At 69.9% G+C, this 25,425-nt stretch carries 26 protein-coding genes and 1 pseudogene; 21 read left to right on the top strand and 6 right to left on the bottom strand.

Annotated elements, in window-relative coordinates; translation table 11 throughout:
• Positions 1-18: 18 nt before the first annotated feature.
• The 8 genes from HL658_RS26245 (at position 19) to HL658_RS26210 (ending at position 9,531) form a co-directional block, all read left to right on the top strand.
• On the top strand, positions 19-972 hold the full coding sequence (locus HL658_RS26245) for an ABC transporter substrate-binding protein (RefSeq protein WP_180284719.1): 954 nt from the start codon (positions 19-21) through the stop codon (positions 970-972).
• A gap of 67 nt (positions 973-1,039) precedes the next feature.
• On the top strand, positions 1,040-2,095 hold the full coding sequence (locus HL658_RS26240) for a sugar phosphate isomerase/epimerase family protein (protein ID WP_180284718.1): 1,056 nt from the start codon (positions 1,040-1,042) through the stop codon (positions 2,093-2,095).
• A 14-nt stretch (positions 2,096-2,109) separates the two neighbouring features.
• A complete protein-coding gene (locus HL658_RS26235) occupies positions 2,110-3,285 on the top strand; it encodes a Gfo/Idh/MocA family protein (RefSeq protein WP_180284717.1) in 1,176 nt (391 codons plus the stop codon).
• A 195-nt stretch (positions 3,286-3,480) separates the two neighbouring features.
• On the top strand, positions 3,481-4,791 hold the full coding sequence (xylA, locus tag HL658_RS26230) for a xylose isomerase (protein WP_180284716.1): 1,311 nt from the start codon (positions 3,481-3,483) through the stop codon (positions 4,789-4,791).
• Positions 4,792-4,809: 18 nt separating this feature from the next.
• Positions 4,810-6,294, top strand: coding sequence for a xylulokinase (gene xylB / locus HL658_RS26225; RefSeq protein WP_180284715.1), 1,485 nt, complete (start codon positions 4,810-4,812; stop codon positions 6,292-6,294).
• Positions 6,295-6,377: 83 nt separating this feature from the next.
• Positions 6,378-7,424 (top strand): D-xylose ABC transporter substrate-binding protein, encoded by a 1,047-nt coding sequence (xylF, locus tag HL658_RS26220; protein WP_180284714.1) that lies wholly within the window; start codon positions 6,378-6,380, stop codon positions 7,422-7,424.
• Positions 7,425-7,543: 119 nt separating this feature from the next.
• Complete coding sequence (locus HL658_RS26215) at positions 7,544-8,773, top strand: sugar ABC transporter permease (protein ID WP_180284713.1); 1,230 nt, start codon at positions 7,544-7,546, stop codon at positions 8,771-8,773.
• A complete protein-coding gene (locus HL658_RS26210; RefSeq protein WP_180284712.1) occupies positions 8,773-9,531 on the top strand; it encodes an ATP-binding cassette domain-containing protein in 759 nt (252 codons plus the stop codon). The genes HL658_RS26215 and HL658_RS26210 overlap by 1 nt, the downstream gene beginning before the upstream one ends.
• Before the next feature lie 27 nt (positions 9,532-9,558).
• Here the strand turns inward: HL658_RS26210 and HL658_RS26205 are convergent, their stop codons facing one another.
• Positions 9,559-10,470, bottom strand: coding sequence for an FkbM family methyltransferase (locus tag HL658_RS26205; protein ID WP_180284711.1), 912 nt, complete (start codon positions 10,468-10,470; stop codon positions 9,559-9,561).
• 352 nt (positions 10,471-10,822) lie between these two features.
• Here HL658_RS26205 and HL658_RS38255 point away from each other — a divergent pair, with 352 nt between their 5' ends.
• Both HL658_RS38255 and HL658_RS26195 read left to right on the top strand, forming a co-directional pair.
• Positions 10,823-11,281, top strand: a complete 459-nt coding sequence (locus HL658_RS38255; protein ID WP_425485377.1) for an OsmC family protein — start codon at positions 10,823-10,825, stop codon at positions 11,279-11,281.
• A 9-nt stretch (positions 11,282-11,290) separates the two neighbouring features.
• Positions 11,291-12,122 (top strand): annotated as a pseudogene (locus tag HL658_RS26195) (IS5 family transposase).
• A gap of 17 nt (positions 12,123-12,139) precedes the next feature.
• On the opposite strand, the gene HL658_RS26190 reads toward HL658_RS26195, so the two are convergent.
• The gene (locus HL658_RS26190) at positions 12,140-12,490 is read right to left on the bottom strand and encodes a hypothetical protein (RefSeq protein WP_180284709.1); all 351 of its coding nucleotides are present in this window, start codon (positions 12,488-12,490) and stop codon (positions 12,140-12,142) included.
• A gap of 9 nt (positions 12,491-12,499) precedes the next feature.
• Entirely contained in the window at positions 12,500-13,273 is a 774-nt protein-coding gene (locus HL658_RS26185; RefSeq protein WP_180284708.1) for a hypothetical protein, read from the bottom strand.
• A 172-nt stretch (positions 13,274-13,445) separates the two neighbouring features.
• Here HL658_RS26185 and HL658_RS26180 point away from each other — a divergent pair, with 172 nt between their 5' ends.
• The 3 genes from HL658_RS26180 (at position 13,446) to HL658_RS26170 (ending at position 15,839) form a co-directional block, all read left to right on the top strand.
• Positions 13,446-14,879 carry an NAD-dependent succinate-semialdehyde dehydrogenase gene (locus HL658_RS26180; RefSeq protein WP_180284707.1) on the top strand — a complete coding sequence of 478 codons (1,434 nt, stop codon included), beginning with the start codon at positions 13,446-13,448 and terminating at the stop codon, positions 14,877-14,879.
• An 87-nt stretch (positions 14,880-14,966) separates the two neighbouring features.
• Entirely contained in the window at positions 14,967-15,176 is a 210-nt protein-coding gene (locus HL658_RS26175; RefSeq protein WP_180284706.1) for a hypothetical protein, read from the top strand.
• 87 nt (positions 15,177-15,263) lie between these two features.
• Entirely contained in the window at positions 15,264-15,839 is a 576-nt protein-coding gene (locus HL658_RS26170) for a DUF2231 domain-containing protein (protein WP_180284705.1), read from the top strand.
• Here the strand turns inward: HL658_RS26170 and HL658_RS26165 are convergent.
• Positions 15,803-16,171, bottom strand: a complete 369-nt coding sequence (locus HL658_RS26165) for a hypothetical protein (RefSeq protein WP_180284704.1) — start codon at positions 16,169-16,171, stop codon at positions 15,803-15,805. The genes HL658_RS26170 and HL658_RS26165 overlap by 37 nt on opposite strands.
• Before the next feature lie 168 nt (positions 16,172-16,339).
• Here HL658_RS26165 and HL658_RS26160 point away from each other — a divergent pair, with 168 nt between their 5' ends.
• From HL658_RS26160 to HL658_RS26150, 3 genes are read left to right on the top strand one after another with little or no spacing between them, the layout of a single operon-like run.
• Positions 16,340-16,885, top strand: a complete 546-nt coding sequence (locus HL658_RS26160) for an MbcA/ParS/Xre antitoxin family protein (protein ID WP_180284703.1) — start codon at positions 16,340-16,342, stop codon at positions 16,883-16,885.
• Between the two features lie 9 nt (positions 16,886-16,894).
• Entirely contained in the window at positions 16,895-17,563 is a 669-nt protein-coding gene (locus HL658_RS26155; protein ID WP_211109853.1) for an RES family NAD+ phosphorylase, read from the top strand.
• Positions 17,564-17,623: 60 nt separating this feature from the next.
• A complete protein-coding gene (locus HL658_RS26150) occupies positions 17,624-17,860 on the top strand; it encodes a hypothetical protein (protein ID WP_180284702.1) in 237 nt (78 codons plus the stop codon).
• A 93-nt stretch (positions 17,861-17,953) separates the two neighbouring features.
• Here HL658_RS26150 and HL658_RS26145 read toward each other — a convergent pair whose 3' ends face one another.
• Positions 17,954-18,802, bottom strand: a complete 849-nt coding sequence (locus HL658_RS26145) for a ParB/RepB/Spo0J family partition protein (RefSeq protein WP_180284701.1) — start codon at positions 18,800-18,802, stop codon at positions 17,954-17,956.
• Positions 18,789-19,823, bottom strand: coding sequence for an AAA family ATPase (locus HL658_RS26140; RefSeq protein WP_180284700.1), 1,035 nt, complete (start codon positions 19,821-19,823; stop codon positions 18,789-18,791). The genes HL658_RS26145 and HL658_RS26140 overlap by 14 nt, the downstream gene beginning before the upstream one ends.
• 214 nt (positions 19,824-20,037) lie before the next feature.
• On the opposite strand from HL658_RS26140, the gene HL658_RS26135 reads away from it, so the two are divergent.
• The 5 genes from HL658_RS26135 to HL658_RS26115 all read left to right on the top strand — a co-directional run bounded on the left by HL658_RS26135 (position 20,038) and on the right by HL658_RS26115 (position 25,186).
• Positions 20,038-21,435 carry an FAD-binding oxidoreductase gene (locus tag HL658_RS26135; RefSeq protein ID WP_211109852.1) on the top strand — a complete coding sequence of 466 codons (1,398 nt, stop codon included), beginning with the start codon at positions 20,038-20,040 and terminating at the stop codon, positions 21,433-21,435.
• Positions 21,432-21,953 (top strand): TRAP transporter small permease, encoded by a 522-nt coding sequence (locus tag HL658_RS26130; protein ID WP_180284698.1) that lies wholly within the window; start codon positions 21,432-21,434, stop codon positions 21,951-21,953. The genes HL658_RS26135 and HL658_RS26130 overlap by 4 nt, the downstream gene beginning before the upstream one ends.
• A complete protein-coding gene (locus HL658_RS26125; RefSeq protein ID WP_180284697.1) occupies positions 21,950-23,230 on the top strand; it encodes a TRAP transporter large permease subunit in 1,281 nt (426 codons plus the stop codon). The genes HL658_RS26130 and HL658_RS26125 overlap by 4 nt, the downstream gene beginning before the upstream one ends.
• A gap of 32 nt (positions 23,231-23,262) precedes the next feature.
• A complete protein-coding gene (locus tag HL658_RS26120) occupies positions 23,263-24,279 on the top strand; it encodes a TRAP transporter substrate-binding protein (protein ID WP_180284696.1) in 1,017 nt (338 codons plus the stop codon).
• 223 nt (positions 24,280-24,502) lie between these two features.
• Complete coding sequence (locus tag HL658_RS26115) at positions 24,503-25,186, top strand: GntR family transcriptional regulator (RefSeq protein ID WP_180284695.1); 684 nt, start codon at positions 24,503-24,505, stop codon at positions 25,184-25,186.
• Positions 25,187-25,425 lie beyond the last annotated feature (239 nt).

Genomic DNA, 25,425 nt, shown 5'->3' with positions numbered 1-25,425 from the left:
ACAAGCGGAGGAAGCACCATGAAGCGCAGGCTTGGACTGATTGCGGCCATCGCCGCCGGGCTGATGCTGGCTCCGGCCACGGGCAACGCCCAGCAGAAGATCCGGATGGGCGTGTCCATCCCCGCGGCCACCCACGGCTGGGCCGGCGGCCTGAACTGGCATGCCCAGCAGGCCGAGAAGCGGCTGGAGCAGAAATACCCCAACCTGGACGTCATCATCGTCACCGCCCGCGACGTCGGCCGCCAGGCCAACGACCTGGAGGATCTGGTGTCGGTGCGCAACATCGACGCGCTGGTGATCCTGCCCTTCGAGTCCGCCCCGATGACCGACCCGGTGCGCGAGGTGAAGAAGCAGGGCAAGTTCGTCACCGTGGTCGACCGCGGCCTGACCGACCCCACCATCCAGGACGTCTATGTCGCCGGCAACAACCCGGAGATGGGGCGCGTCTCCGCCGAGTTCATGAAGGAGAAGCTGGGCGGCAAGGGCGACATCGTGGTGCTGCGCGGCATCCCCACCGTCATCGACAACCAGCGCGTCGACGCCTTCATGAAGGCCATCGAGGGCACCCAGATCAAGGTGCTGGGCATGCAGTACGCCAACTGGAACCGCGACGACGGCTTCAAGGTGATGCAGGACTTCCTGGCCCGCTTCCCCAAGATCGACGCGGTGTGGGCGCAGGACGACGACATCGCCGTCGGCGTGATCGAGGCGGTGAAGCAGGCCAACCGCGACAAGGAGCTGTTCATCCTCGGCGGTGCCGGCATGAAGGACATGATCAAGCGCGTCATGGACCGCGACCGGCTGGTGCCGGCCGACGTGCTCTACCCGCCCGCGATGATCGCCGACGCCATGGAGATCACCGCCAAGCATCTGGTCGAGAAGACCCCGGTGCAGAAGGAATACGTGATCGAGGCGACGCTCGTGACGCCCGAGAACGCCGCCAAGTACTACTACCCCGACTCGCCGTTCTGACGCGCCGCGGAAAGCCCTCTCCCCGCCGGGGAGAGGGCGTGGGGATGACCATCCGGGAGACAGTCCCATGAAGACCATCAAGGGTCCGGCGATCTTCCTCGCGCAGTTCGCGGGGGATGCCGCACCGTTCGACAGCCTGCCGGCGATCGCCCGCTGGGCGGCGGATCTCGGGTTCGAGGGGGTGCAGATCCCGTCCTGGGACGGGCGCCTGTTCGACCTCGCCCGCGCCGCCGAGAGCAAGGGCTACTGCGACGAGGTGAAGGGCGTGCTGGCCGAGGCCGGCCTGCAGCTCACCGAGCTGTCGACCCATCTCCAGGGCCAGCTCGTCGCCGTGCACCCGGCCTACGACAAGGCGTTCGACGGCTTCGCCGCACCGGAGGTGCGCGGCAACCCGCGGGCGCGCCAGGCCTGGGCGGTGGACCAGCTCAGGAAGGCGGCGAAGGCGTCCGCCAATCTGGGGCTCAGCGCGCACGTCACCTTCTCCGGCGCGCTCGCCTGGCCCTTCCTCTACCCCTGGCCGCAGCGCCCGGCCGGCCTGATCGAGACCGCCTTCGACGAGCTGGCGAAACGCTGGCGCCCGATCCTCGACGCCTTCGACGAGGCCGGCGTCGATCTCTGCTACGAGATCCACCCCGGCGAGGATTTGTTCGACGGGACGACCTTCGAGATGTTCCTGGAGCGGGTGGGCAACCACCGCCGCTGCAACATCCTCTACGACCCCAGCCACTTCGTTCTGCAGCAGCTCGACTATCTCGGCTACATCGACGTCTATCACGAGCGGATCAAGATGTTCCACGTCAAGGACGCGGAATTCAACCCGTCGCCGCGGCAGGGCGTCTATTCCGGCTACCAGCCCTGGATCGACCGCGCCGGGCGCTTCCGCTCGCTGGGCGACGGGCAGGTCGATTTCTCCGGCATCTTCTCCAAGCTGACCCAGTACGGCTTCGACGGCTGGGCGGTGCTGGAGTGGGAATGCTGCATGAAGCACCCCGAGCAGGGGGCGGCCGAGGGCGCCGACTTCATCCGCAGCCACATCATCCGGGTGACGGAACGGGCCTTCGACGATTTCGCCGGCGGCGGCACCGATCTGGCCGCCAACCGGCGCATGCTCGGCATCGGCTGAGCGGGAGGGGCAACATGGCCATCGAAGGACAGGGCGGCGGCACGGCTCCGCGCCGGCTGCGGCTGGGCATGGTCGGCGGCGGGCGCGGCGCCTTCATCGGCGGCGTGCACCGCATGGCCGCAAGGCTGGACGACCGCTACGCGTTCGTGGCGGGGGCGCTGTCGTCGGATGCGGAGCGGGCGCGGGCCAGCGGCGCCGACCTGCTGCTCGACCCCGACCGCTGCTACCCGGATTGGGAAGCGATGCTGCGCGGCGAGGCGGGGCGGCCCGACGGCATCGACGCCGTCGCCATCGTCACCCCGAACCACATGCACCACGCGCCGGCCAAGGCCTTCCTGGAGGCCGGGGTGCACGTCATCTGCGACAAGCCGCTGACCACGACGGTGGAGGACGCCGAGGATCTGGCCGACGCCGTGCGCCGGTCGGGGCGCGTCTTCGTGCTGACCCACAACTACACCGGCTACCCCATGGTCCGGCACGCCCGCGCCATGGTGGAGGCCGGGGAGCTGGGCGCCATCCGCGTGGTGCAGGTGGAATACCCGCAGGACTGGCTGTCCACCCGGCTGGAGGAGACGGGGCAGAAGCAGGCGGCGTGGCGCACCGACCCCGCGCGCACCGGCGTCGGCGGCTGCGTCGGCGACATCGGCACCCACGCCTTCCAGCTGGCCGAGTTCGTCACCGGCGGCCGCGTCACCCAGCTCGCCGCGGAGCTGACCAGCTTCGTGGAGGGGCGGCCGGTGGACGACAACGCGCAGATGATGCTGCGCTTCGACAACGGCGCCCGCGGCCTGCTGTGGGCCAGCCAGGTCGCCCCCGGCAACGAGAACGGCCTGCGCCTGCGCGTCTACGGCGAGCGCGGCGGCATCGAGTGGTTCCAGGAGCAGCCGAACCACCTGCGCGTCTCGCCGCTGGGCGAGCCGCCGCGCACGGTGACCCGCGGCGGCCCCGGCTCCGGCGCCATCGCCGGCCACGCCACGCGCATCCCGTCGGGCCATCCGGAGGGCTATCTGGAAGGCTTCGCCCAAATTTACCGCGACGCCGCCGAGCTGATCACCGCCAGCCTGGAGGGCCGCGACCCCGACCCGCTCGCCACCTGGGTGCCCGGCATCAAGGACGGCGTCCGCGGAGTCCGCTTCATCCACGCCGCCGTGCGGTCCAGCCGGGCCGGCGGGGTGTGGACGGAGGTTTGAGCCGATCAGGTTTACCCGTCGGGCCCCCACCCCGACCCTCCCCCATCTTCGACGGGGGAGGGGGAAGAAAAAAGCCCTCCCCCGCGAAGTGGGGGGAGGAGGAGAAGCCCTCCCCCGCGCAGTGGGGGAGGGTTGGGTGGGGGCCCCACTCGACCACGTCCACGACCACGTCCACCCACACCGGGGACAGCAGAGATGACCGAAGACTTCTTCGCCGGGATCGGCCGCATCCCCTTCGAGGGGCCCGACAGCGCCAACCCGCTGGCCTACCGCTTCTACGAGCCCGACCGGATGGTGCTGGGCAAGCGGATGGAGGACCATCTGCGCATCGCCGTCTGCTATTGGCACAGCCTGTGCTGGCCGGGCAGCGACCCGTTCGGGGCCGGCACCTTCGACCGGCCGTGGATGGCGGCGGGCGACGCGGTGGCCTTCGCCGAGCGCAAGATGGACGTGGCGTTCGAGCTGGTGGGTAAGCTCGGCATGCCCTTCTACACCTTCCACGACCGCGACGTGGGCCCCGACATGGGCAGCCTGCGGGACACGCAAGCCGTCTTCCGCCGCCTGACCGACCGGCTGGCGGAGTGCCAGGAACGCACGGGCGTGAAGCTGCTGTGGGGGACGGCCAACCTGTTCTCCCACCCCCGCTACATGGCGGGGGCCGCCACCAACCCCGATCCGGAGGTGTTCGCCTGCGCCGCCGCGCAGGTGCGCGACGCGCTGGAGGCGACGCACCGGCTGGGCGGCGTCAATTACGTGCTGTGGGGCGGGCGCGAGGGGTACGACACGCTGCTCAACACCGACCTGACGCGGGAGCTCGACCAGCTCGGCCATTTCCTGTCGATGGTGGTGGAGCACAAGCACCGGATCGGCTTCACCGGCACCATCCTGATCGAGCCCAAGCCGATGGAGCCGACCAAGCACCAGTACGACCACGACGTCGCCACCGTCTACGGCTTCCTGGAGCGCTACGGCCTGACCGGCGAGGTGAAGGTCAACATCGAGGTCAACCACGCCACGCTGGCCGGCCACAGTTTCGAGCACGAGGTGGCGACGGCGCTGGCTCTCGGCATCTTCGGCTCGGTGGACGCCAACCGCGGCGACCCGCAGAACGGTTGGGACACCGACCAGTTCCCCAACGACCACACCGAGCTGGCGCCGACCCTGCTGCGGCTGATCGAGGCCGGCGGCCTGACCACCGGCGGGTTCAACTTCGACGCCAAGATCCGCCGCCAGAGCATCGACCCCACGGACCTGCTGCACGCCCATGTCGGCGGCATCGACACGCTGGCCCGCGCCCTGCTGTGCGCCGCCCGGATGGCGGAGGACGGCAGCTTGCGCCGCCACGTCGCCGAGCGCTACGCCGGCTGGGACGGTGAGCTCGGCCGCAAGCTGATGGGCACCGGCATGGATCTGGCGACGGCGGCCGACACCGGGCTGGGCCTCGACCCGCGCCCGCGCTCGGGCCGGCAGGAGATGCTGGAGAACCTCGTCAACCGCTTCGTGTGACGTGGGGGGAGGCCGGCCATGTTTCTCGGCATCGATCTCGGCACCTCGGGCGTCAAGGCCGTGCTGGTGGACGGCGAGCAGCGCGTCGTCGGGCAGGCGACCGCGCCGCTGACCGTCCACCGCCCGCACCCGCTGTGGTCGGAGCAGGACCCGGCCGACTGGTGGGCCGCCACCAACGCCGCGGTCACGGCGCTGCGCGACGCGCACCCGGCGGCGATGGCCGGGGTGCGGGGCGTCGGGCTGTCCGGCCAGATGCACGGCGCCACCCTGCTGGACGGGCGGGACCGGGTCTTGCGCCCCTGCATCCTGTGGAACGACGGGCGCAGCGGGGCGGAGTGCGCGGAGCTGGAGATGCTGGCACCGGATCTGCGCGCCGTCACCGGCAACCCGGCGATGCCCGGCTTCACCGCGCCCAAGCTGCTGTGGGTGGCGCGGCACGAGCCGGAGATCTTCGCCGCCACCCGCCGGGTGCTGCTGCCCAAGGACTGGCTGCGCCTGCGCATGACCGGGGAGGCGGTGTCGGAGATGTCGGATTCGGCCGGCACCCTGTGGCTCGACGTCGGCCGCCGGGCGTGGTCGGGCGCGATGCTGGAGGCGACCGGCCTGTCCGAGGCCCACATGCCGGCGCTGGTCGAGGGCTCCGACCCCGGCGGCACGCTGCTGCCGGAGGTGGCCGCCGCCTGGGGCATCGCCGGGCGGCCTGTGGTGGCCGGCGGCGGTGGGGACAACGCGGCGGGGGCGGTGGGTGCGGGCGTGGTGGCGCCCGGCACCGCCTTCCTGTCGCTCGGCACGTCGGGCGTGCTGTTCGTCAGCGACGACGGCTTCCACCCCAACCCGGCGCAGGGCGTGCACGCCTTCTGCCACGCCCTGCCCGGCCGCTGGCACCGCATGTCGGTGATCCTCAGCGCCGCCGCCAGCCTGACCTTCGCCGCCGCGGTCACCGGGGCCGGCGGCGAGGCCGCCCTGCTGGAGGAGGTGGAGCGGGAGGACCCGGACATCGGCGGGCTGGTCTTCCTGCCCTATTTGTCCGGCGAGCGCACGCCGCACAACGACCCGCAGGCCAAGGGGGTGTGGTTCGGCATGACCCACGCCACCACCCGCGCCGCACTCGGCCGCGCCGTGCTGGAGGGGGTGGCCTTCGCGCTGGCCGACGGCAAGGAGGCGCTGGAGGAGGCCGGGACGCGGTTCGGCACCTTGCGCGTCATCGGCGGCGGTGCGCGCAGCGCGCTGTGGGGCCGCATCCTGGCCGCGGCGCTGGACGCCCCCCTCGCCTACCCCGCCGCGGCGGAGGTCGGGCCGGCCTTCGGCGCCGCGCGGCTGGCGCGGCTGGCGGTGACGGGTGAGGAGCCCGAGGCCGTCTGCACCCCGCTGCCGGTCTCCCGCGTGATCGAACCGGATCCGGAACTCGCCGCCGCCATGGCCCACCGGCGCCGGCTGTACCGCGGGCTCTACGGCGCGTTGAAGGACAGCTTCGCGATGGCGGGAGAGGGTTTGGGCACTTGATTTCGACAGGCGTCCGGCGGGATGCTTCCCTCGATGGAAGAACCGCCGGGTACAAGGGCGAACACGGCACGGGAGGCCGAACCATGAAGATCGTTGCGAGCGCAGTCACCGCCATCACTCTCGCCGCCGCCCTGGCGGCGCCCACGCCCGCGCGGGCGCAGGCCTGCGTGGTCGGGGTGAGCTGGTCCAACTTCCAGGAGGAGCGCTGGAAGACCGACGAGGCGGCCATCAAGGCCCGCCTGCAGGAGCAGGGCTGCCAGTATGTCAGCGCCGACGCGCAGAGCTCGGCCGCCAAGCAGCTCTCCGACATCGAGTCGCTGATCGCCCGCAACGCCACCGCGCTGATCGTGCTGGCGCAGGACGCCGGGGCCATCCGGCCGGCGGTGGAGCAGGCCAAGGCGGCCGGCATCCCGGTGGTCGGTTACGACCGGCTGATCGAGGTGCCCGGCGTCTTCTACATCACCTTCGACAACAAGGAGGTCGGCCGCATCCAGGCGCGCGAGATCCAGAAGGTCCAGCCCAAGGGCAACTACGTCTTCATCAAGGGCTCGCCGCAGGACCCCAACGCCGACTTCCTGTTCTCCGGCCAGATGGAGGTGCTGGAACCCGCCATCAAGGCCGGCGACATCAAGAAGGTGGGTGAGCAGTACACCGACGGCTGGCTGCCCGCCAACGCCCAGCGCAACATGGAGCAGATCCTGACCGCGGCGAACAACAAGGTGGACGCGGTCGTCGCCTCCAACGACGGCACCGCCGGCGGCGCCGTCGCCGCGCTGACCGCCCAGGGCATGGCCGGCATCCCCGTGTCCGGCCAGGACGCCGACCACGCGGCGCTCAACCGCATCGCCCGCGGCCAGCAGACCGTCAGCGTGTGGAAGGACAGCCGCGAGCTGGGCCGCAACGCCGCCGACATCGCCGTGCAGCTCGCCAAGGGAACGGCGCTGGACAAGGTGAAGGGTGCGGGGAAATTCGCCGGCGGCCCGAACAAGGTGCCGCTGGACAGCATCCTGCTGACCCCCGTCGCCATCACCCGCGACAACCTGGACGTCATCATCCAGGCGGGATGGGTGAAGAAGGAGGTGGTCTGCCAGGGCGTGGACGCCGCCAAGGCGCCGGCGGCCTGCAAGTAAGCGCGTCGCCGAGGGCCCCCACCCGCCCGCGGACGCGGGCGACCTCCCCCGTCGAAGATGGAGGAGGGTCGGGGTGGGGGCCCTCCGCGACCACGTCCTCCCGACAGAAGGCCATCCCCATGACCGCGACCAGCCCCGCGACGGCGACCACGCGGCCCACGGCCCGCGGCGTCCTCGACGCTCTCGACCTCGACACCCGCATGCTCGCCATGGTCGGCGCGCTGGGGGTCATCTGGGTGGTGTTCGACCTCGTCACCGGCGGCGTGTTCCTGACGCCGCGCAATCTGTGGAACCTGGCGGTGCAGACCAGCTCGGTCGCCACCATGGCGACCGGCATGGTGCTGGTGATCGTCGCCCGCTACATCGACCTGTCGGTCGGCGCGCTGCTCGGCCTGACCGGCATGGTCATGGCGGTGATCCAGGCGCGCTGGCTGCCGGGAATGGGCGACATCTCCTGGATCGCCGCCCTGGTCGGCGGCGCGCTGCTGGCGGGTGCGGTCGGGGGCTTGCAGGGCTGGTGGATCGCCTACCGCGGGGTGCCGGCCTTCATCGTCACGCTGGCGGGGCTGCTGATCTACCGCGGGCTCGCCTGGTGGATGACCAGCGGCCAGACGGTGGCGCCGCTGAACCCGAGCTTCGAGGTGATCGGCGGCGGTCTCGACGGCTCCATCGGCGCCTTCTGGTCCTGGGTGCTGGGAATCGCCGCGGTGCTGGCGCTGGTGGCGCGCGCCGTCCACGCCCGCCGCCGCCGCCGGCAGTTCGGCTGCCTGACCCGGCCGCTGTGGGCGGAGGCCGCTGTGCTGCTGGTGCAGGTGGTGCCGGTGATCGCCTTCGTGATGGTGATGAACGCCTATCTCCAGCCGCGCACGGGCATCCCCATGGGCATCCCGGTGCCGGTGCTGATCGTCATCGCGGTGACGCTGGTGATGACGGTGGTGGCGACGCGCACCCGCTTCGGCCGCTACGTCTTCGCCATCGGCGGCAACCCGGAGGCGGCGGAGCTGTCCGGCATCAACGTGAAGCGCATCACCGTGTGGATCTTCGTGGTGATGGGGCTGCTGGTCGCCGTGGGCGCCGCCATCGCCACGGCGCGGCTGAAGGCCGGGCTGAACGCCACCGGGGAGCTGGACGAGCTGCGCGTCATCGCCGCCGCGGTGATCGGCGGCACCTCGCTGGCCGGCGGGGTGGGCACGATTTTCGGGGCCGTCCTGGGTGCGTTGACCATGCAGAGCCTGCAATCGGGCATGGTGCTGCTGGGCCTGCCCAGCCCGATGCAGAATGTGGTGATCGGGGCCGTGCTGGTGTTCGCCGTCTGGCTCGACCAGTCCTACCGCCGGGGGAAGCTGTGATGACCGCACCGCTCGTGGAGATGCGCGACATCTCCATCCAGTTCGGTGGCGTGCGCGCCGTGGACGGCGTGTCGCTGGACCTGATGCCGGGGGAGGTGGTCGGGCTGCTCGGCCACAACGGGGCCGGCAAATCGACCCTGATCAAGATCCTGTCCGGCGCCTACCAGGCCAGTTCCGGCGAGATCCGGGTGAACGGCGAGCCGGCCGACATCCGCTCCACCCGCGACGCCAAGAAATACGGGATCGAGACGATCTACCAGACGCTGGCTCTGGCCGACAACATCGACGCCGCCGGCAACCTGTTCCTCGGCCGCGAGCTGATGACGCCCTGGGGCACGCTGGACGAGGAGCGCATGGCGGCGGAGACGCGCGGCGTCATGCAGCGCCTCAACCCCAATTTCCGCAACCTGACGACCCCCGTCCGCTCGCTGTCCGGCGGCCAGCGCCAGTCGGTCGCCATCGCCCGCGCCATCCACTTCAACGCCCGCATCCTGATCATGGACGAACCGACCGCGGCACTCGGCCCCGCCGAGACCCGCATGGTCGCCGACCTCATCCGCCAGCTGAAGGCGGAAGGGATCGGCATCTTCCTGATCAGCCACGACATCCACGACGTCTACGACCTCGCCGACCGCTGCGCCGTGATGAAGAACGGCAAGATGGTCGGCGTGGTCCGCACCAAGGACCTGTCCAAGGACGACATCCTCGGCATGATCATCATGGGCAAGAACCCGGTGACGGGGGCGGTGGTGTATTGAGGGGCGGTCAGGGGAGGCGGCCCGGCGTCAGGTTGCCGCCGCCTTCTTCTGGACGACGATCGTCTTGCAGATGTCCATCATGTACCGCGCCAGTTCACGGTCGTCGCCCGCATCGAAGAAGTCCCTGGCGAGGTCCATGGCAAAGCCGAGCTTTCCCCGGACCACCGCGAAACTCCACGCCTTGACATAGAGCCGCGTCTTGTCGCCCCGCTCCCTGAAATAGCGGAGCGGGCGGAAATACAGGGCCTCCGGCGCGACCGGGCTGCTGCCGAACACCGGATCGTTCAGGCAGTGGCTGTCCCCGAACACCTGCTTCTGCGTCTCCGGCCGGAACCGCACCGCCGTCTGGATGTCGAGGTGGGCCAGCCAGAATCCCTGTTCGGCCATGAAGGCGTCGATGTCCCGGAACACCGACTCGCCCTTGTAGAAGGGCAGGAATCCAGGCTCCAGTTCGCAGGCGATCACGTCGTCGATGCGCGTGCCCAGACCTTGCAGGATCGCCAGATCGGTTCCCTGGCTGTCGACCTTGAGCCAATCCATGGCATCGAGACCGTACTTCGCCCACACAGCGTCCAAAGTGATGGCGGGGCACTCGACGGTTCGTTCGACGCGGAAGAACGGCCAGAAGGAATAATCGGACAGCACCGCCATGTCCGGTTCGAGCGTGCTCGAACAGAAGGGATTGTGGGTCAGGTTCAACGTCACGCGGTCGCGGCCTTCGGCACCGACGACGGCGTAGGGGATCACGAAGGACCTTTTGAACCCGTCGCCGGTGCCCTCACCGAACTCCCGGCGGTCGGGATCGAACGCGACGTAGGTGCTGCGCGGCGCCAACAGCCTCCAGGGTTCGGGGCACCCGCCGGACGCCCCGATGTCCACCAGGGTCGGTTGGGCATTCCCCTTGTCGAGAACATCCCAAAGCACCGGATCCAACGCCATCGCAATGCCGCTCCGCAGTATACCCGCCTGACCGGCACGCTACCACGCGTCCACCACCATCGCACCCACCACGCGCGGCCGGCCCGGCTTGCCAGCATGGGGAAGACCGCCGCGACGGGCTTGGTGGTGCATTGCGGAGCGATCAGAGCCCATTCACGAAGTTGTTGAATCGGAAGAGTCGGTTATGGATCAAGGAACCTCCCTGAAAGGTGCCAGTGATGTGGAAGCCAGACATTCACGCCGGTCATGGTTGCGTTGACCTACGCCAACTACTGGCGCTCAGCAGGGGGATGCATGTAGTACATATGTGGCACCGCTCCTGGCAGCGTCTCAATCAGAAGTGATCGTGCTAATGTCTACGTGGATGAGAAACGGACATCGTCTTTGCTATATGGGCGGTGCGGGGGTGGCTATGACGTCCATGACAATTGAATACCGAAGCATCGAAGGAATGGGAGCTTCGATTGGTCGTGCTGGCAATCACACGGTCATTGCGGATAGGCCCGAAGGAAAAGCCTCAGGAACCGGACTCGGGTTCAACGGGGGCGAATTGCTTGCGTTGTCGCTTGGCGGTTGCTTCTGCAACGATGTTCACTATACAGCACACGAACTGGGCACCGCTGTATCGCGGTTGCAGGTCACTGTAACTATCGACTTTGACGGCGACCCGCTTCTAGCAATTACTGCAACAGTCTGCGTCCAGTGCGAACTTGCGGACGGAGGAGCCGCTGACGAATTGTTGGCTCGGGCTCGGGAGCGCTGCACCGTCGCCAACTCCCTCCGAGCAGGTGTCGCTGTCGCATTCAAATGAGGGCCAGAGATGTGGAAGCCGGAGACCCGCACCCGCGATCGTCGTGCCGGGCTGCGCTACCCGGGTGATCTGAGCAATGAGGAATGGGCGGTGATCGAGCCGCTGATCCCGCCGGGCCGTCGCGGTGGGCGGCGGCGCAGCGTCGATCTCCGGGCGGTCCCGGACGGCGTGCTCTACGTCCTGGAAACCGGGTGCCAATGGCGCCACCTGCCGAAGGACGTTCCGCCGCCACCTGCGACAGTTGCCTGCACCTGTGGGCGTGGGAGGGCACCCCGGAGCGCATCCATCACGAACTCTACGTCCGGGTGCGCGAGCAGGAAGGCCGGGAGGCCAGCCCAACAGCGGCGGTTATGGACAGTCAAAGCGCCCGCACCGCCGAAAAAGGGGGGTGCCGTTCGATGCCGTCGGCTTTCATGCGGGCAAGAAGATCAAGGGCATCAAGTACCACATCCTCGTCGACACACTCGGACTGCTGCTGAACGTCGTCGTCCATCGCGCCGACATCCAGGACCGCGACGGAGCCACCCTGCTGCTGGACAAGCGCACCCGCACGCTCTTTCCGTTTCTCCAAATGATCTTCGCTGATGGCGGCCATCAGGGGGAGGCCGCCGCCGCCAAGATCGGTGAAGCGGGAAACTCGCGCCTGGAGATCGTTAAGCGCTCTGACCAAGCCAAGGGCTTCGTCGTGCTCCCGAAGCGATGGCTGGTCGAGCGAACCCTGTCATGGCCCACCCGTTGCCGTCGGCTCGTGCGCCACTACGAACAGTACCTCCGCACCTCCGTCACCTTCATCCGCCTCGCCATGATCCGCCTGATGCTACGCCGCCTCACCAGGAAATAATCTTTCAGGACAGGCTCTCAGGGGAGGAGGTCGTGGATGATCTCGGACGCGGTGTCCAGCGCTTCCTCGGCAAGGCCGCGGGTGAAGGGGTGCTTCTTCAGGTCGTAGCCGGCGTGGTTGCGCAGCGAGCGCGGACGGGGAAGCAGGCGGATGCCGATTCTCCGCCGCGTGGCGACCGTCGATGTCTTCAGATGCTCGATCAGCAGCCGGTGATCGGCGCCGGTGGCGGTCGCCGGAAAGGCCACTAAGCTCCGGTGGGCGAGGAGATGCTGGAACGTCGCCATGTAGGCGCGGGACGCCGCGGCGCGATACTCGGTTTCCGATTGGGCGTCGGCGAGCAGCTTTTCGGCCAGTTCCAGCGGAGTCACGGCCGGTGCTCAGTGCAGGTAAGGTGGCTGGGCGTCGTGGTCCAGAACGTTGACCACCAGCGTCGGGACGAACAGCCCGGCTGGAAGGCCGCGCACTTCCGTCTCCCGCTCGATGGCATCATCGATCATCACCGTCAGAGCCCTCCGTTCGGCACGGGTGGCGGGAGTATGATAGTTGAGGCCGATTTCGGGCGGGCCATCGGGTGCGGTGAAAATCAAGTCAAACCGGGTGATCCGGTCAGCAAGCGCCGCGTTGACAACGCTTTGATGCCAGGCGATGTGACGAAGAACGCCAAGGGCTTCAAGATCGCCGAACAACCGAACGGTATGAGCATTGGCGTCCGGATCATCCGCGCTGGCAGTTCCAAAACGGAGAGCGCTCGCCATATCGCCTGCGGCAAAGGCGCCATGTGACGCAAGCAGGCGCCAATCCTTGTCAAATTCCTCGGCGAAGTGTGTCTGAACGGAGCGGGCAACATCAACGGACTTGTCGAATTTACCCACGCCCATCAGCAGGTTGGCATAGGAATACGCCGATTCCACACTTAGCAGGTGCCGCCGCCCCCACAACCCCTCTGCCAGGGCGCAGGCTTCCGCCGGCTCCCCGTTCAGGGCGAGCGACTGGGCGAGGGCGATGGCCGTGTCGACATCCGACGGCTTCGCCAGCTGCAGCTTCCGCAATTGCCACACGATCCGACCGACCGCCGCCCGATCGGACGGCTGCAGCCGGACCAGCTCGTTGTAGAGGCCGACCACCGCTTCGGCCGGCTGCGGACTGGACATGCGTCAACCCATGGCGCCGAATGAGCGCGTCGCGTGCAGAGTCCCTACATGGTTTCACCGATGCCGTGAAGTCAATCCGGCCCCTCGCCCGCACCCCCTTGCGCCCGCTTCCCCGATGCCCCACAACCATGCCCAAAGGACCACAGGGTTCGGGACAGAAAGGACAACCGGCATGTACAGCGACGTCCGCCTCTTCATCGACGGCGAATGGACCGGCAGCGCGGACGGGCGGACGATCCCCGTTCTCGATCCGGCGACGGAGGAGGTGATCGGCACGGTGGCGCACGCGTCGCGCGTGGATCTCGACCGCGCGCTGGCGGCGGCGGAGAAGGGCTTCGCGCTGTGGCGCGCCACCTCGGCCTATGAGCGCTCCAAGATCATGCGCCGCGCGGCCGACCTGATGCGCGAGCGGGTCGACGCCATCGCGCGCGTGATGACCATGGAGCAGGGCAAGCCGCTGGCGGAAGCCAAGGGCGAGACGCTGGTGGCCGCCGACGTCATCGAGTGGTTCGCCGAGGAGGCGCGCCGCACCTATGGCCGTGTCATCCCGGCGCGCGGCCCCGGCATCTACCAGCTTTCGGTGCGCGAGCCGGTGGGGCCGGTGGCGGCCTTCACGCCGTGGAACTTCCCGATCAACCAGGTGGTGCGCAAGCTGTCGGCCGGTCTGGCCGTCGGCTGCTCGGTGATCGTCAAGGCGCCGGAGGAGACGCCGGCCGCCCCGGCGGAGCTGATCCGCGCCTTCGCCGACGCCGGCGTGCCGGCGGGCGTGATCGGGCTGGTCTACGGCGTCCCGGCGGAGATCAGCGAGTACCTGATCCCGCACCCGGTGATCCGCAAGATCTCCTTCACCGGCTCCACCCCGGTGGGCAAGCAGCTGGCGGCGCTGGCCGGGCTGCACATGAAGCGCGCGACCATGGAGCTGGGCGGCCACGCCCCGGCCATCGTGTTCGACGACGCCGATCTGGACGCCGCCACCAAGGTGCTGGCCGGCGCCAAGTACCGCAACGCCGGCCAAGTCTGCGTCGCCCCCACCCGCTTCCTGGTGCAGGACCGGGTGTACGACGCCTTCCTCGACAAGTTCACCGCGGCGGCGCAGGCGATCAAGGTCGGCAACGGGCTGGAGGCCGGCACCACCATGGGGCCGCTCGCCAACGAGCGCCGCGTGCAGGCCATGGAGACGCTGGTCGCCGACGCCGTGCAGCACGGCGCCACCGTGCGCACCGGCGGCAAGCGCATCGGCAACAAGGGCTATTTCTTCGAGCCCACGGTGCTGGCCGACGTGCCCGTCACCGCCCGCGCCATGAACGAGGAGCCGTTCGGCCCGGTCGCCCTGTTCGCCCGCTTCGGCGATTTCGACGAGGTGGTGGCGGAGGCGAACCGGCTGCCCTTCGGGCTGGCCTCCTACGCCTTCACCCGCTCCACCAGGACGGCGACGGCGCTGGCGTCGGCCATCGAGAGCGGCATGCTGACCATCAACCACAACGGTCTCGCCCTGCCGGAAACGCCGTTCGGCGGCGTGAAGGATTCGGGCTACGGCTCGGAGGGCGGCAGCGAGGGTGTCGAGGCGTACCTCAACACCAAGTATGTGACGCAGATGGGGGCGTGAGGGCGGGGGCCGGGTGCGACACGCCCGCGCAACCACCCGGTCCCGCCGGTGTTGTCCTCGGACAGGCTTCCCTTGAGGAGACACTCCATGGCCGAGGACACCACCCGCAAGACCACTCCCGACACACCGGCCGCCGACGAGCCGGCGGGGACGAAGCCCGGCGACGAGCGGCTGGACATGAACCGCACGCCGGGCGACGGCTCGCTCCAGGGCTCCACCCCCGCCGGGCTGACGGTGAAGGAGCTGCGCGAGCGGGCGGAGGATGACGACGAGTCCTCCCAGCCCGGCACCGGCTGACCGCGGGAAAACGGAACCTCGCCGCCGCACCCCCTGTTCGCATGGGAATCATCCCGCCAACAGGCACGCAGAGCAGGACCGACCGAGATGACCGTCGTCGAGACGCTGACCGCCGTCCGCCGGGCTGGCCGCAACACCCCCGCGGACGAGCGGGCCGCGGCGCCCAGCGTCGCCGCCATCGGCAAGCACCCGATCCACCCGACCCTGGTGCCCTTCCCCATCGCCTTCCTGGTGGCGACGCTGGGCAGCGACCTCGCCTATTGGCGCACGCGCGATCCCTTCTGGGCGCGCGCCTCGTCGGCGCTGCTGAAGGCGGGGCTGGCCTCGGGCGCCGCGGCGGCCACGGCCGGGACGGTCGATTACCTGTCGATCCCGCGCGCGCGCAAGCACAGCGTCGGGCCGCTGCACGCGCTCGGCAACACGGTTGTGCTGGGGCTGGCCGCCGCCAACCTCGCCACCCGCCGCCGCGATCCGGAAGCCGACATCCTGCCGCGCGGGCTCGCCCTGTCGGCGGCCACCGCGGCGCTGCTGGGCCTCACCGCCTGGGCCGGCGGCGAGCTGATCTACCGCCACCGGGTCGGCGTGGCGGAGGCGGACCCGCCCGCCGGCGGCCATGGCGCCGACGGTCAGCGCGACGGCAGCCGCGCGCCCTCGCGGGCGTAGACCTGATAGGGCACGCAGATCGCGTCCAGGCTGACCACCACCGACCCCGGCTGCCCGGTGCGCCACACCCACGCCTCGTAACCGAGCAACTGGTCGCCGTCCATCTCCCGCCGCTCCTCCACGGTGATCGCGCTGATGCTGTCGCCGGGAATGCCGACCCCGGTCAGCACGCCGGCGATCGCGCGCTCGCAGGGGTGCGGGGCCAGACGCTGCACCGCGGCCAGGGTCGCCGCCTCCGGCGCGGGGCGCGGCGGCGGGGCGATGCGGTCGGCGGCGCAGGCGGACAGGGCGACGAGGGCGCCGGACAAGGCCAGCGCGGGATGCAGGGTCATCGGATGCTCCGGGACGGAGATGGGGAACCACCAACAATCAGATACCACCGTTCGCTCCGCCCATGCCCCAACGGATGAAACCGGCACGCTGCGGCCTTGACCGTGGTCCAGAGCTGCATCATGTTGTCCATATCTGGACAGCCTGATGGAAGCAGGATGGGGCGGAGCATGGCCCGGCACGCGTACAAAATCGACCCCGCTGGCGGCACTGCCGGCCATCCCGCCGCCGGCCCCGCCATCCTCGACGCCGGCCGCTTCGCGGCTGACAACCGGCGGCGGCTGAGCGGGCCGGGGCTGCGCAGCTTCCTCGCCATCGCCGACGCCTGGGGCCTGGGCGAGGGGGAGCGGTTGCTGCTGCTGGGGCTGCCGGGGCGGTCGACCTACTTCGGCTGGGTCGCCAAGGCGCGGGCGGGGCAGGATCTGACGCTGCCGGTGGACACGCTGCTGCGCATCTCCGGCGTGCTGGGGGTGCACAAGGCGTTGCGCATCCTGTTCGCCGATGATCCTGAAGGGGTGGCGTGGCTGCGCGATCCGCACGACGCCCCGACCTTCGGCGGGCAGCCGCCGCTGGCGCTGCTGACCAACGGAACGCCGGACGGCATCATGCTGGTGCGCCGCTATCTGGACGCGCTGCGCGGCGGCGTCTTCGCCGCGCCCGGTTCGGCGGTGGACGCGGCCGACGCGTACGGCGACGACGACATCGTGATCGTCTGAGCGGCGTCGGTGACGGGCCTTCCCACCGCGGCCATCGACGGGCCGACGCACCGGCTGATCCCCACCCGCTTCCCGCCGGTGGCCGCCTTCGACACGGTGGCGTCGGCCGAGGATTTGGCCGCCGTGATGGAGCTGGAGGGCTGGACCAACGACCGGCTGGTGGCCGAGCGGCTGGCGCGGCTGCCGCGCGACCAGTGGGTGTTCGGCAGCCCCTGCGCCAGCGTGGTGATGGCGAGCTTCCTGCACGCGGCCCCGGACGGCACGCGCTTCACCTCCGGCCAGCTCGGCGGCTGGTACGCCGGGCTGACGCTGAAGACCGCCATCGCCGAGGTGGCCCACCACCTGCGCCGCGAGGCGCTGTTCCGGCGCAGGACGGAGATGCGCCTGCAGTACCGCGCGTACAGCGCCCGCCTGCTGGGTGCGTACACCGACCTGCGGGGCCTGCGGGACACCCGGCCGGAGCTGTACGACCCCGCCTCCTACACGGCCTCGCAGGCGTTCGGTGAGGCGGTGCGGGCGGCGGGCGGCGACGGCATCCTCTACGACAGCCTGCGTCACCGGGGCGGGACCAACGCCGTGGCGTTGCGCCCGCGCCACGTCACCGCGGTGGTGCAGGCGGCCCATTACGACATCACGGCGCCGGTCCGCGGGGCGGTGGTGGCGCGCCGGTTGGGTTGAGTGGAACCTGCACCACCCCTTTCGCGTTTCTCCAGCATCGGAAACCACAGGGATGACCCCATGATGCGCACCACCCGTACCCGGACCCTCGCCGCCGCCCTGCTGTTCGCGGCCCTGCCCCTGGTCGCCGCCTGCGACCAGTCGGCCGAGGAGACCGGCGAGGAGATCGGCCAGGCCATCGACCGGGCCGGTGAAAACGCCGGGGAGGCGGCCGGCCGGGTCGGCGAGCGCGCCGGCGAGGCCATCCAGGACGCCGGCCGCGCCATCGAGCGCAGCGCCGAGGACGCCAAGAACTGAGCGGCGGAGGCCGTGTCCGCCCGGCGACGGGAGCCGGCCTATTAAACGTCTAATCGGCGCGCTGCCGGCGGCCGGCCCTTCCCCAGTGGAGGGTCAGTCCGCCGGCCCGTCGAGCATCCCGTCCAGCGCGTCGCGGAGGGCGCGCAACGCTGTGCGTTCCGTATCACCCAGCGCGCCGGCGTTGTGCAGGGCTTGCAGAGCCGCGATGTTGCGGCTCAGCCCCTTGTGGACGCGGGCGAAGTCGGGAGATGGCGGGGCGTCGCGCGGCTCCGTCTTGCGCGCCTCTTGCAGCGCGCGGACGCTGCCGCCGGATTTGGCGAGGCGCCACAGCGCCATCTGGCGTCGCTCACCCTCCGTCTCCGCGATGATCATCAGCGCCGAGGCCGGCACCTGCCGGTGCTGGGCGTATTCCTCGCGGATCGTCCTGGGCAACCGCAGGATGCCCAGCGTGCGGGTGACGTAGGGCTGGCTCTTGCCGAGCAGGCTGCCCAACTCCGCGTGGGTGGCGCCGTGCTTGGCGAGCAGCAGATCCAGGGCGCCCGCCACCTCGAAGGCGTCGAGGTCGACCCGCTGCACGTTCTCGATCAGCGACAGCGCCTCCGGGTCGGTGGTGCGCACCACCATGGCCGGGATGGTCGTGCGCTCCAGCCGGATGAAGGCGCGCAGCCGCCGCTCGCCCGCCACCAGCCGGAAATGGTCGGTGGCGGTCTCCTGCACGCAGACCGGCTGCAGCAGCCCGTGCCGCTGGATGGAGGCGGCGAGCTCGGCGAGGTCGCTCTCCTCGAAATGGCGGCGGGGCTGCTCGGGGTTGGTTTCGATCCGGGCGACGTCCAACTCGCGCAGGGTGTAGCCGCCCTCCACCCCGAACAGCCGGGCGGTGCGGTCGGTGGCGGTGGCGAGCAAGGCTGCGTTGGCGAGGCGCCGGCTGTCACGCGGCGGCATGGCGGCCCTCCTCGGCGCGCTCGCGGCGGTGGGCGATCAGGCGGTCGGCGACGGTGGCGTAGATGTCGGCGCCGGGCACCGCCGGGTTCATCTCCAGCGCCGGGCGGCCGGCGGTGACGCCGTTGCCGTAATCGGCGGCGTCGGGGACGCTGTCGAAGAGCGGCACCCCGAAGCGATCGGCCATGGCGCGGAGCTGGTCCATCATGTCGCGGTTCTGCGCGCGGCGCGCCTTGTGCAGGGTCGGCAGGATGCCGACCACGGCGACGCGCGGGTTGATGCGGCGGCGCACCTTGGAAATCGTCTCCATGATTTTCGGGATGCCGGCAATCGACAGCATTTCCGTCTGCGACGGGATCAGCACGAGGTCGGCGGCGTTGAGCGCGCTGATGGTCAGCAGCCCCAGGTTCGGCGCGCAGTCCAGGATGATGAAGTCCCAGTCGGCGCGGATGTCGTCGATGTTCTCGCGCAGGACCAGCGAGCCGTTGGGCTCGCGGATCAGCTCGGTGTCGGCGGCGGCGAGGTTGATGCTGGCGGGCACCAGCCCCAACAGATCGTTGCACACCCGCACCACCGCGTCGCCCGGCGGCTTCTGGGCGAACAGCACATGGTCGAGCGTGTGGCCGGCGTGCTCCTCCGCCAGCGGGTCCAAACCGAAATGGATGGTGGCGTTGGCCTGCCCGTCGCAGTCGACCAGCAGCACGCGCAGCCCCTTGCGCGCCAGCAGGAAGGCGAGGTTGACGCAGGAGGTGGTCTTGCCCACCCCACCCTTCTGGTTGGCCACCGCCAGCACCACCGCCGAGCCGGTGCCCGTCGGCTCCGCCGGCGCTTCCAGCGCCTGGAGGGCCGCGGCGACCACCTGCGGGATACGCTCGGTCCCCTTCTCCCAGCGCGAGATCCGGCTGCGGTCGTAGGAGCGGCCGAGCTGGTCGTTCAACAGCTCCGCCAGCCCCTGCTGGTCGAGCCGCCGCCGCTCGCGCAGGCGCCGCAGCTCCTCGCCCGCCATCACGAATTTCGGTGCCATCCGTTCCTCCGGCCGTTCCACCGGCATGGTGCCGGGAGCACCATCCGCGGGATTGACGGAATCGTCAAGTGTCCTGGCGCCTCATGCCGCGTCCCAAGGGCCTATGCCCATCCGGTCGCCCGATGATCGGGGTAGCCGGCAATACGCCCCTTGACCTGTTTCCGGGCGGGTGATACCAAAATGTACCTTACATACAAGAGCAATGAGGCTGAGGGTGGAACAGGCGCACGGGGTGTTCGGCGCTCTCGCGGCGGAGCTTGGAACGGCCGCGGTTCTGGTCGGGGACGCGGTGCCAATGCGCAACCGCTGCGACTGGAGCGGGCTGGAGCCCGCCACCCCCCTCGCCGTGGTCCGGCCGGTGGACGCGGCCGGCGTGTCGGCCGCGGTCAGGGCCTGCCGGGACGCCGGCCTTCCCTTCGTGCCGCAGGGCGGGCTGACCGGCCTGTGCGGCGGGGCGACGCCGCGCGCGGGGTGGGTGGCCATCTCGATGGAGCGGATGGTCGGCATCGAGGAGATCGACGCCGCCTCGTCCACCATGACCGTGAAGGCGGGGACGCCGCTGGAGACCATCCAGCGGGCGGCGGAGGAGGCTGGGCTGTATTTCCCGCTCGACCTCGGCTCGCGCGGGTCCTGCGCCATCGGCGGCAACCTGTCCACCAACGCCGGCGGCAACCGCGTCATCCGCTACGGCATGGCGCGCGACCTCGTGCTCGGGCTGGAGGTGGTGCTGCCCGACGGCACCGTCCTGAACAGCCTGAACAAGCTGCTCAAGAACAACGCCGGCTACGACCTCAAGCACCTGTTCATCGGCTCGGAGGGGACGCTGGGCATCATCACCCGCGTCGTCCTGCGGCTCTACCCCAAGCCGCTCAGCACCATGTCGGCGCTCTGCGCGCTGCCCGACTACGACGCCGTGCTGGCCTTCCTGGCCGAGGCGCGGCGGGGTCTGGGCCCGCTCCTCTCGGCTTTCGAGGTGATGTGGCCCGATTACTGGGAGCTGGTGACGGAGCGCTGCGGCGTGCGCGCGCCGATCGGCGGCGGGCACGGCGCCTATGTGCTGGTCGAGGCGCAGGGCACCGACGAGGCGGCGGACCAGCCGCGCTTCGAGGGCTGGCTGGAGGGGGTGCTGGAGCGCGGCATCCTGGCCGACGCGGCGGTCGCGCAGTCGCTGGCCCAGACCCAGGCCTTCTGGGGCCTGCGCGACGCCTGCGCCGATTTCGTCGGGGTGCTGGGCCCCCACATCTCCTACGACGTGGGGCTGGCGACCGGGAAGCTGGGCGCGTTCACGGCGCGCTGCAAGGCCGGTCTCGCCGCCGCCATACCGGGCTGCGAGAGCGTCTATTACGGCCACATCGGCGACGGCAACCTGCATCTGGTGGCGTGGGTCCCCGGCCTGCCGCTGGCCGAGCAGCCCAAGCACGCCATGGATACGGTGGTCTACGGGACGATCCGGGAGATGGGCGGCTCCATCTCGGCCGAGCACGGCATCGGCACCCTGAAGAAGCCGTGGCTGCCCTACGCCCGCAGCGAGGTGGAGATCGCGCTGATGCGGGTGCTGAAATCCGCGCTCGACCCGGCCGGGCTGCTCAACCCCGGAAAGGTGGTCGGATGACGCGCCTCCTCGTCCGGCTCGCCGACGCGGTGCTGGCCCTGCTGCTGGCGGCGATGGTGGCGATGGTCTTCGGCAACGTGGTCCTCCGCTACGTCTTCAATTCGGGGATCACGGTGTCGGAGGAGCTGTCGCGCTTCTTCTTCGTCTGGCTGACCTTCATCGGGGCGGTGGTGGCGATGGGCGACGGCTCGCATCTCGGCATGGACAGCCTCGTCGCCCGGCTCGGCCGGCGCGGGCGGATGGTCTGCGCCGCGGTCAGCAACGCGCTGATCCTGCTGTGCTGCGTGCTGCTGTTCCTGGGCACGCTGCGCCAGCACGAGATCAACGCGACGACCATGGCCCCGGTCACCGGCATCCCGATGGCCTGGGTGTTCGGCGTCGTCTACCTGACCGCGGCCGGCATCGGGGTGCACGCCGTGTTGCGGCTGGCCCGAATCGCCACCGGCACCATCCGCGACGACGAGCTGATCGAGGTGCGCGAGGACGAGGCGCCCGTGCTGCGGGAGGACCGTCCGTGACCGTCGCGCTCTTCACCGCGGCCCTGCTCGGGTCCATGGCGATCGGGATGCCGATCGCCTTCGCGCTGCTGGTCTGCGCCGTCGTGCTGATGGTGGCGGGCGGGCAGACCGACACGACGATCCTGTCGCAGAAGCTGGTCGAGGGGGCCGACAGCTTCCCCCTGCTCGCCATCCCCTTCTTCATGCTGGCCGGGGAGCTGATGAACGCCGGCGGGATCTCGCGGCGCATCGTGCTGTTCGCGCTGACCTTCGTGGGGCACATCCGCGGCGGGCTGGGGCTGGTCGCGATCTTCGCGTCGGTGGTGATGGCCGCGATCTCGGGCAGTGCGGCCGCCGACGCCGCCGCCATCGGCGCCCTGCTGATCCCGATGATGCGGCAGGCCGGCTACGACGTGCCGCGCGCCGCCGGGCTGATCGCGGCGGGCGGCGTCATCGCCCCGGTCATCCCGCCGTCGATCGGCCTGATCGTCTTCGGCGTCGTCGCCAACGTCTCGATCGGCAAGCTGTTCCTCGCCGGCATCGTGCCGGGGCTGATGATGGGCGTCGCGCTGGTGCTGACCTGGCTGTGGGTGGCGCGGCGCGACGCGGTCGCCATCCGTCCGCGGCAGGGCTGGGACGCGCGCGGCAAGGCCGTGCTGGAGGCCTTCTGGGCGCTGCTGATGCCGTTCGGGATCATCGGCGGTCTGAAGTTCGGCGTCTTCACCCCGACCGAGGCCGGCGTCGTCGCCGCGGTCTACGCGCTGGTCGTCGGGCTGTTCGTCTACCGGGAACTGAAGCCCGCCGCACTCCCGCGGCTCTTCACCGCGGCGGCGCGCAGCACCGCGGTGGTCGTGTTCCTGATCGCGGCGGCCCTGATCTCCGCCTGGCTCATCACGCTGTCGGAACTGCCCGGACAGGTGAAGGCCATGCTGGAGCCGTTCATGTGGGACAAGACGGTGCTGATGCTGGTCATCATGGTCATCGTGGTGGTGGTGGGCACGGCACTCGACTTCGCCCCGACCCTGATGATCCTGACGCCGATCCTGATGCCCATCGTCAAGGAGGCGGGCATCGACCCGGTCTATTTCGGCGTGCTGTTCATCATGAACAACGCCATCGGCCTGATCACGCCGCCGGTGGGCATCGTGCTCAACGTGATGTGCGGTGTCTCGAAGATCACCATGCCGGACCTGATGAAGGGGCTGTGGCCGTTCCTGTGGGCCGAGCTGGCGGTGCTCTTCCTGCTCGTCCTCTTTCCCGGCCTCGTCACCGGCCCGCTGTGGTGGCTCACCCATTGAGTTTCAGAACAAAATCCTGCGGAGGGAATGCCATGACCGTCAAATCGCTGCTGCTCGCCGCCGTCGCCCTGCTGGCCGGCGTCTCCACTGCCCCGGCCCAATCGCAAGCCCAGTTCCAGGATCGCGTCTTCCGGGTGTCGAACGGGGTCAGCAAGGAACACCCCATGGGCAACGGGCTGGCCGCCATGGGCGCCTGCACCCTGGAACGCACCGGCGGGAAGATGAGGATCCAGCCCTATTGGGATGGTGCTCTGGGCAACGACCTGACCGCCACCCAGTCGGTGCGGTCGGGCACGCTGGAGATGGTGCTGACCTCGACCGCCCCGCTCACCGCGATCATCCCGTCGCTCGGCGTCTTCGACCTGCCCTTCCTGTTCGACAACGAGGAGGAGGCGGACAAGGTCCTGGACGGCAAGGCGGGCGACTGGTTCGCCGCCAAGCTGCCGGCGGTCGGCGCGGTCAACCTCGCCTGGTGGGAGAACGGCTTCCGCCACACCACCAACTCGCGCCACCCCATCACGAAGCTGGAGGATTTCCAGGGGGTGAAGATGCGCGTCATGCAGAACACCATCTTCATCGACACCTTCAAGGAGCTCGGCAGCAACGCCGTGCCGATGGCCTTCTCGGAGATCTACTCGGCCCTGGAGACCAAGACCGTCGATGGGCAGGAGAACCCCTACAACAACATCGAGAACATGAAGTTCTACGAGGTGCAGAAATACCTGACGCTGTCCAAGCACGCCTATTCGCCGACGCTGGTGCTGTTCTCCAAGCGGGTGTGGGACACGCTGTCGGCCGGCGAACAGACGGTGCTGAAGGAGTGCGCCGCGGTGGGGCGCGCGGAGCAGCGCAAGGTCAACCGCGAGAAGTCGAAGGTCAGCCTCGCCAACCTCAAGGCCAACGGCATGACGGTGAACGAGATCGCCCCGGCCGAGTTGGACCGCATCCGCGGCAAGCTGGCGGTGATCTACGACCGGCACTCGGCCACCATCGGCAAGGAGGCGCTGGATCTGGTGTTCGGCGAGCTGAAGGCGATCCGCGGCAAGTGATGCCAACGGCCTTGGACGTTGACACGTCCAAGGCTCCCTCAGACGGCGGGCGGGGCCATCCGGCCCCTTGCCCCCCACGTCCACATGGGCGCCCATGTGGGCGCGGGGCCGCGGTCGCGGCCCTCCAGCGGCACGGGTCACGGTCTCGTGCCGCCGGTATGACGCCGCGCCGGGAACCGGCGGGCTTGTGCGCGGGGTGGTGTGGCTGTATGTGCGGTTTCTCATGAAGTCCCTGAAGCTCGAACCGCAGAAGTCCCGCGCCAGGCTCGTTTTCGAGCGGCTGCGCGACGCCATCATCGACGGCGAGTTCGCGCTCGGCTCGATGATCCCGGAGGAGACGCTGGCGCAGAGCTTCGGGGTCAGCCGCACCCCGGTGCGCGAGGCGCTCAACCTGCTGCAGATCCAGGGGCTGGTGGTGATCCGGCCGCAGGTCGGCAGCTTCGTCTTCTCGCCCAGCGTCGGCGATGTCGAGGCGCTCTGCCGCTTCCGCATGATCCTGGAGCCGCGCGCCGCGGAGCTCGCCTTCGCGCATGACCGCGCCGGGGTGGTGGAGGCGCTGGAGCGGGCGGTCGCGGCCATGGAGGCGGCGGTCGCGGCCGGCGACACGGTCGCCTATGGCCGCGCCGACACCGCTTTCCACGACAGCATCGTCGCGCGCTCCGGCAACGCCTATGTGGAGGAGGCCTACCGGCTGGTGGCGAGCCGGGTGGCGGCCCTGCGCACCAACCTATCCTCCCCGGTCGATGTGATGACGCCGCGCTCCTACCAGGAGCACCGGCGGCTGCTCGACCTCTTCGACCGCGGGGACTTCGCCGCCTACGAGGCGTTGATGACCGCCCACATCCAAGGCTCGGGTCGCACCTACGTGACGACCCTGGAAGCGCGTCCGGAGAGCCGGTCCGGCTAGGCGACCGCCGGTCCGGTCCTGAACGGAAAAAGGGGCGCTCCCTGCGGAGCGCCCCTTTTCCGTCATGGCACCGGTGCCGGGCCGGCGCTCAGCCCAGCGTGACGTCGCCGAAGCCGACGGAGGTGGTGTTGTTGAAGACACCGAGCAGCCGGATGTCGGTGGTCGCCACCTGGCCGTCGCCGTTGGCATCGACCACCAGGTAGAGGCCGGTGCTGGTGCCGTTGTTGGCCAGCACCAGG

This window comes from Azospirillum oleiclasticum (assembly GCF_013423485.1).
In the GTDB taxonomy this organism is placed as follows: Bacteria; Pseudomonadota; Alphaproteobacteria; order Azospirillales; family Azospirillaceae; genus Azospirillum; species Azospirillum oleiclasticum.
The sequence above is the reverse complement of the archived record's forward strand: the minus strand, read 5'-3'. Positions and strand labels throughout refer to the sequence as shown.

Excerpts from the sequence above, each read along its gene's own strand:
- HL658_RS26165 (WP_180284704.1), bottom strand. The coding sequence starts at position 16,171 with ATGACCCTGCATCCCGCGCTGGCCTTGTCCGGCGCCCTCGTCGCCCTG.
- HL658_RS26185 (WP_180284708.1), bottom strand. The coding sequence starts at position 13,273 with ATGTCCAGTCCGCAGCCGGCCGAAGCGGTGGTCGGCCTCTACAACGAG.
- HL658_RS26130 (WP_180284698.1), top strand. The coding sequence starts at position 21,432 with ATGACGCGCCTCCTCGTCCGGCTCGCCGACGCGGTGCTGGCCCTGCTG.
- HL658_RS26140 (WP_180284700.1), bottom strand. The coding sequence starts at position 19,823 with ATGGCACCGAAATTCGTGATGGCGGGCGAGGAGCTGCGGCGCCTGCGC.
- xylB (WP_180284715.1), top strand. The coding sequence starts at position 4,810 with ATGTTTCTCGGCATCGATCTCGGCACCTCGGGCGTCAAGGCCGTGCTG.
- HL658_RS26180 (WP_180284707.1), top strand. The coding sequence starts at position 13,446 with ATGTACAGCGACGTCCGCCTCTTCATCGACGGCGAATGGACCGGCAGC.
- HL658_RS26120 (WP_180284696.1), top strand. The coding sequence starts at position 23,263 with ATGACCGTCAAATCGCTGCTGCTCGCCGCCGTCGCCCTGCTGGCCGGC.
- HL658_RS26150 (WP_180284702.1), top strand. The coding sequence starts at position 17,624 with ATGATGCGCACCACCCGTACCCGGACCCTCGCCGCCGCCCTGCTGTTC.
- HL658_RS26160 (WP_180284703.1), top strand. The coding sequence starts at position 16,340 with ATGGCCCGGCACGCGTACAAAATCGACCCCGCTGGCGGCACTGCCGGC.
- HL658_RS26170 (WP_180284705.1), top strand. The coding sequence starts at position 15,264 with ATGACCGTCGTCGAGACGCTGACCGCCGTCCGCCGGGCTGGCCGCAAC.
- HL658_RS26240 (WP_180284718.1), top strand. The coding sequence starts at position 1,040 with ATGAAGACCATCAAGGGTCCGGCGATCTTCCTCGCGCAGTTCGCGGGG.
- HL658_RS38255 (WP_425485377.1), top strand. The coding sequence starts at position 10,823 with ATGTCTACGTGGATGAGAAACGGACATCGTCTTTGCTATATGGGCGGT.
- HL658_RS26145 (WP_180284701.1), bottom strand. The coding sequence starts at position 18,802 with ATGCCGCCGCGTGACAGCCGGCGCCTCGCCAACGCAGCCTTGCTCGCC.
- xylF (WP_180284714.1), top strand. The coding sequence starts at position 6,378 with ATGAAGATCGTTGCGAGCGCAGTCACCGCCATCACTCTCGCCGCCGCC.
- xylA (WP_180284716.1), top strand. The coding sequence starts at position 3,481 with ATGACCGAAGACTTCTTCGCCGGGATCGGCCGCATCCCCTTCGAGGGG.
- HL658_RS26210 (WP_180284712.1), top strand. The coding sequence starts at position 8,773 with ATGACCGCACCGCTCGTGGAGATGCGCGACATCTCCATCCAGTTCGGT.
- HL658_RS26235 (WP_180284717.1), top strand. The coding sequence starts at position 2,110 with ATGGCCATCGAAGGACAGGGCGGCGGCACGGCTCCGCGCCGGCTGCGG.
- HL658_RS26215 (WP_180284713.1), top strand. The coding sequence starts at position 7,544 with ATGACCGCGACCAGCCCCGCGACGGCGACCACGCGGCCCACGGCCCGC.
- HL658_RS26245 (WP_180284719.1), top strand. The coding sequence starts at position 19 with ATGAAGCGCAGGCTTGGACTGATTGCGGCCATCGCCGCCGGGCTGATG.
- HL658_RS26205 (WP_180284711.1), bottom strand. The coding sequence starts at position 10,470 with ATGGCGTTGGATCCGGTGCTTTGGGATGTTCTCGACAAGGGGAATGCC.
- HL658_RS26175 (WP_180284706.1), top strand. The coding sequence starts at position 14,967 with ATGGCCGAGGACACCACCCGCAAGACCACTCCCGACACACCGGCCGCC.
- HL658_RS26115 (WP_180284695.1), top strand. The coding sequence starts at position 24,503 with ATGAAGTCCCTGAAGCTCGAACCGCAGAAGTCCCGCGCCAGGCTCGTT.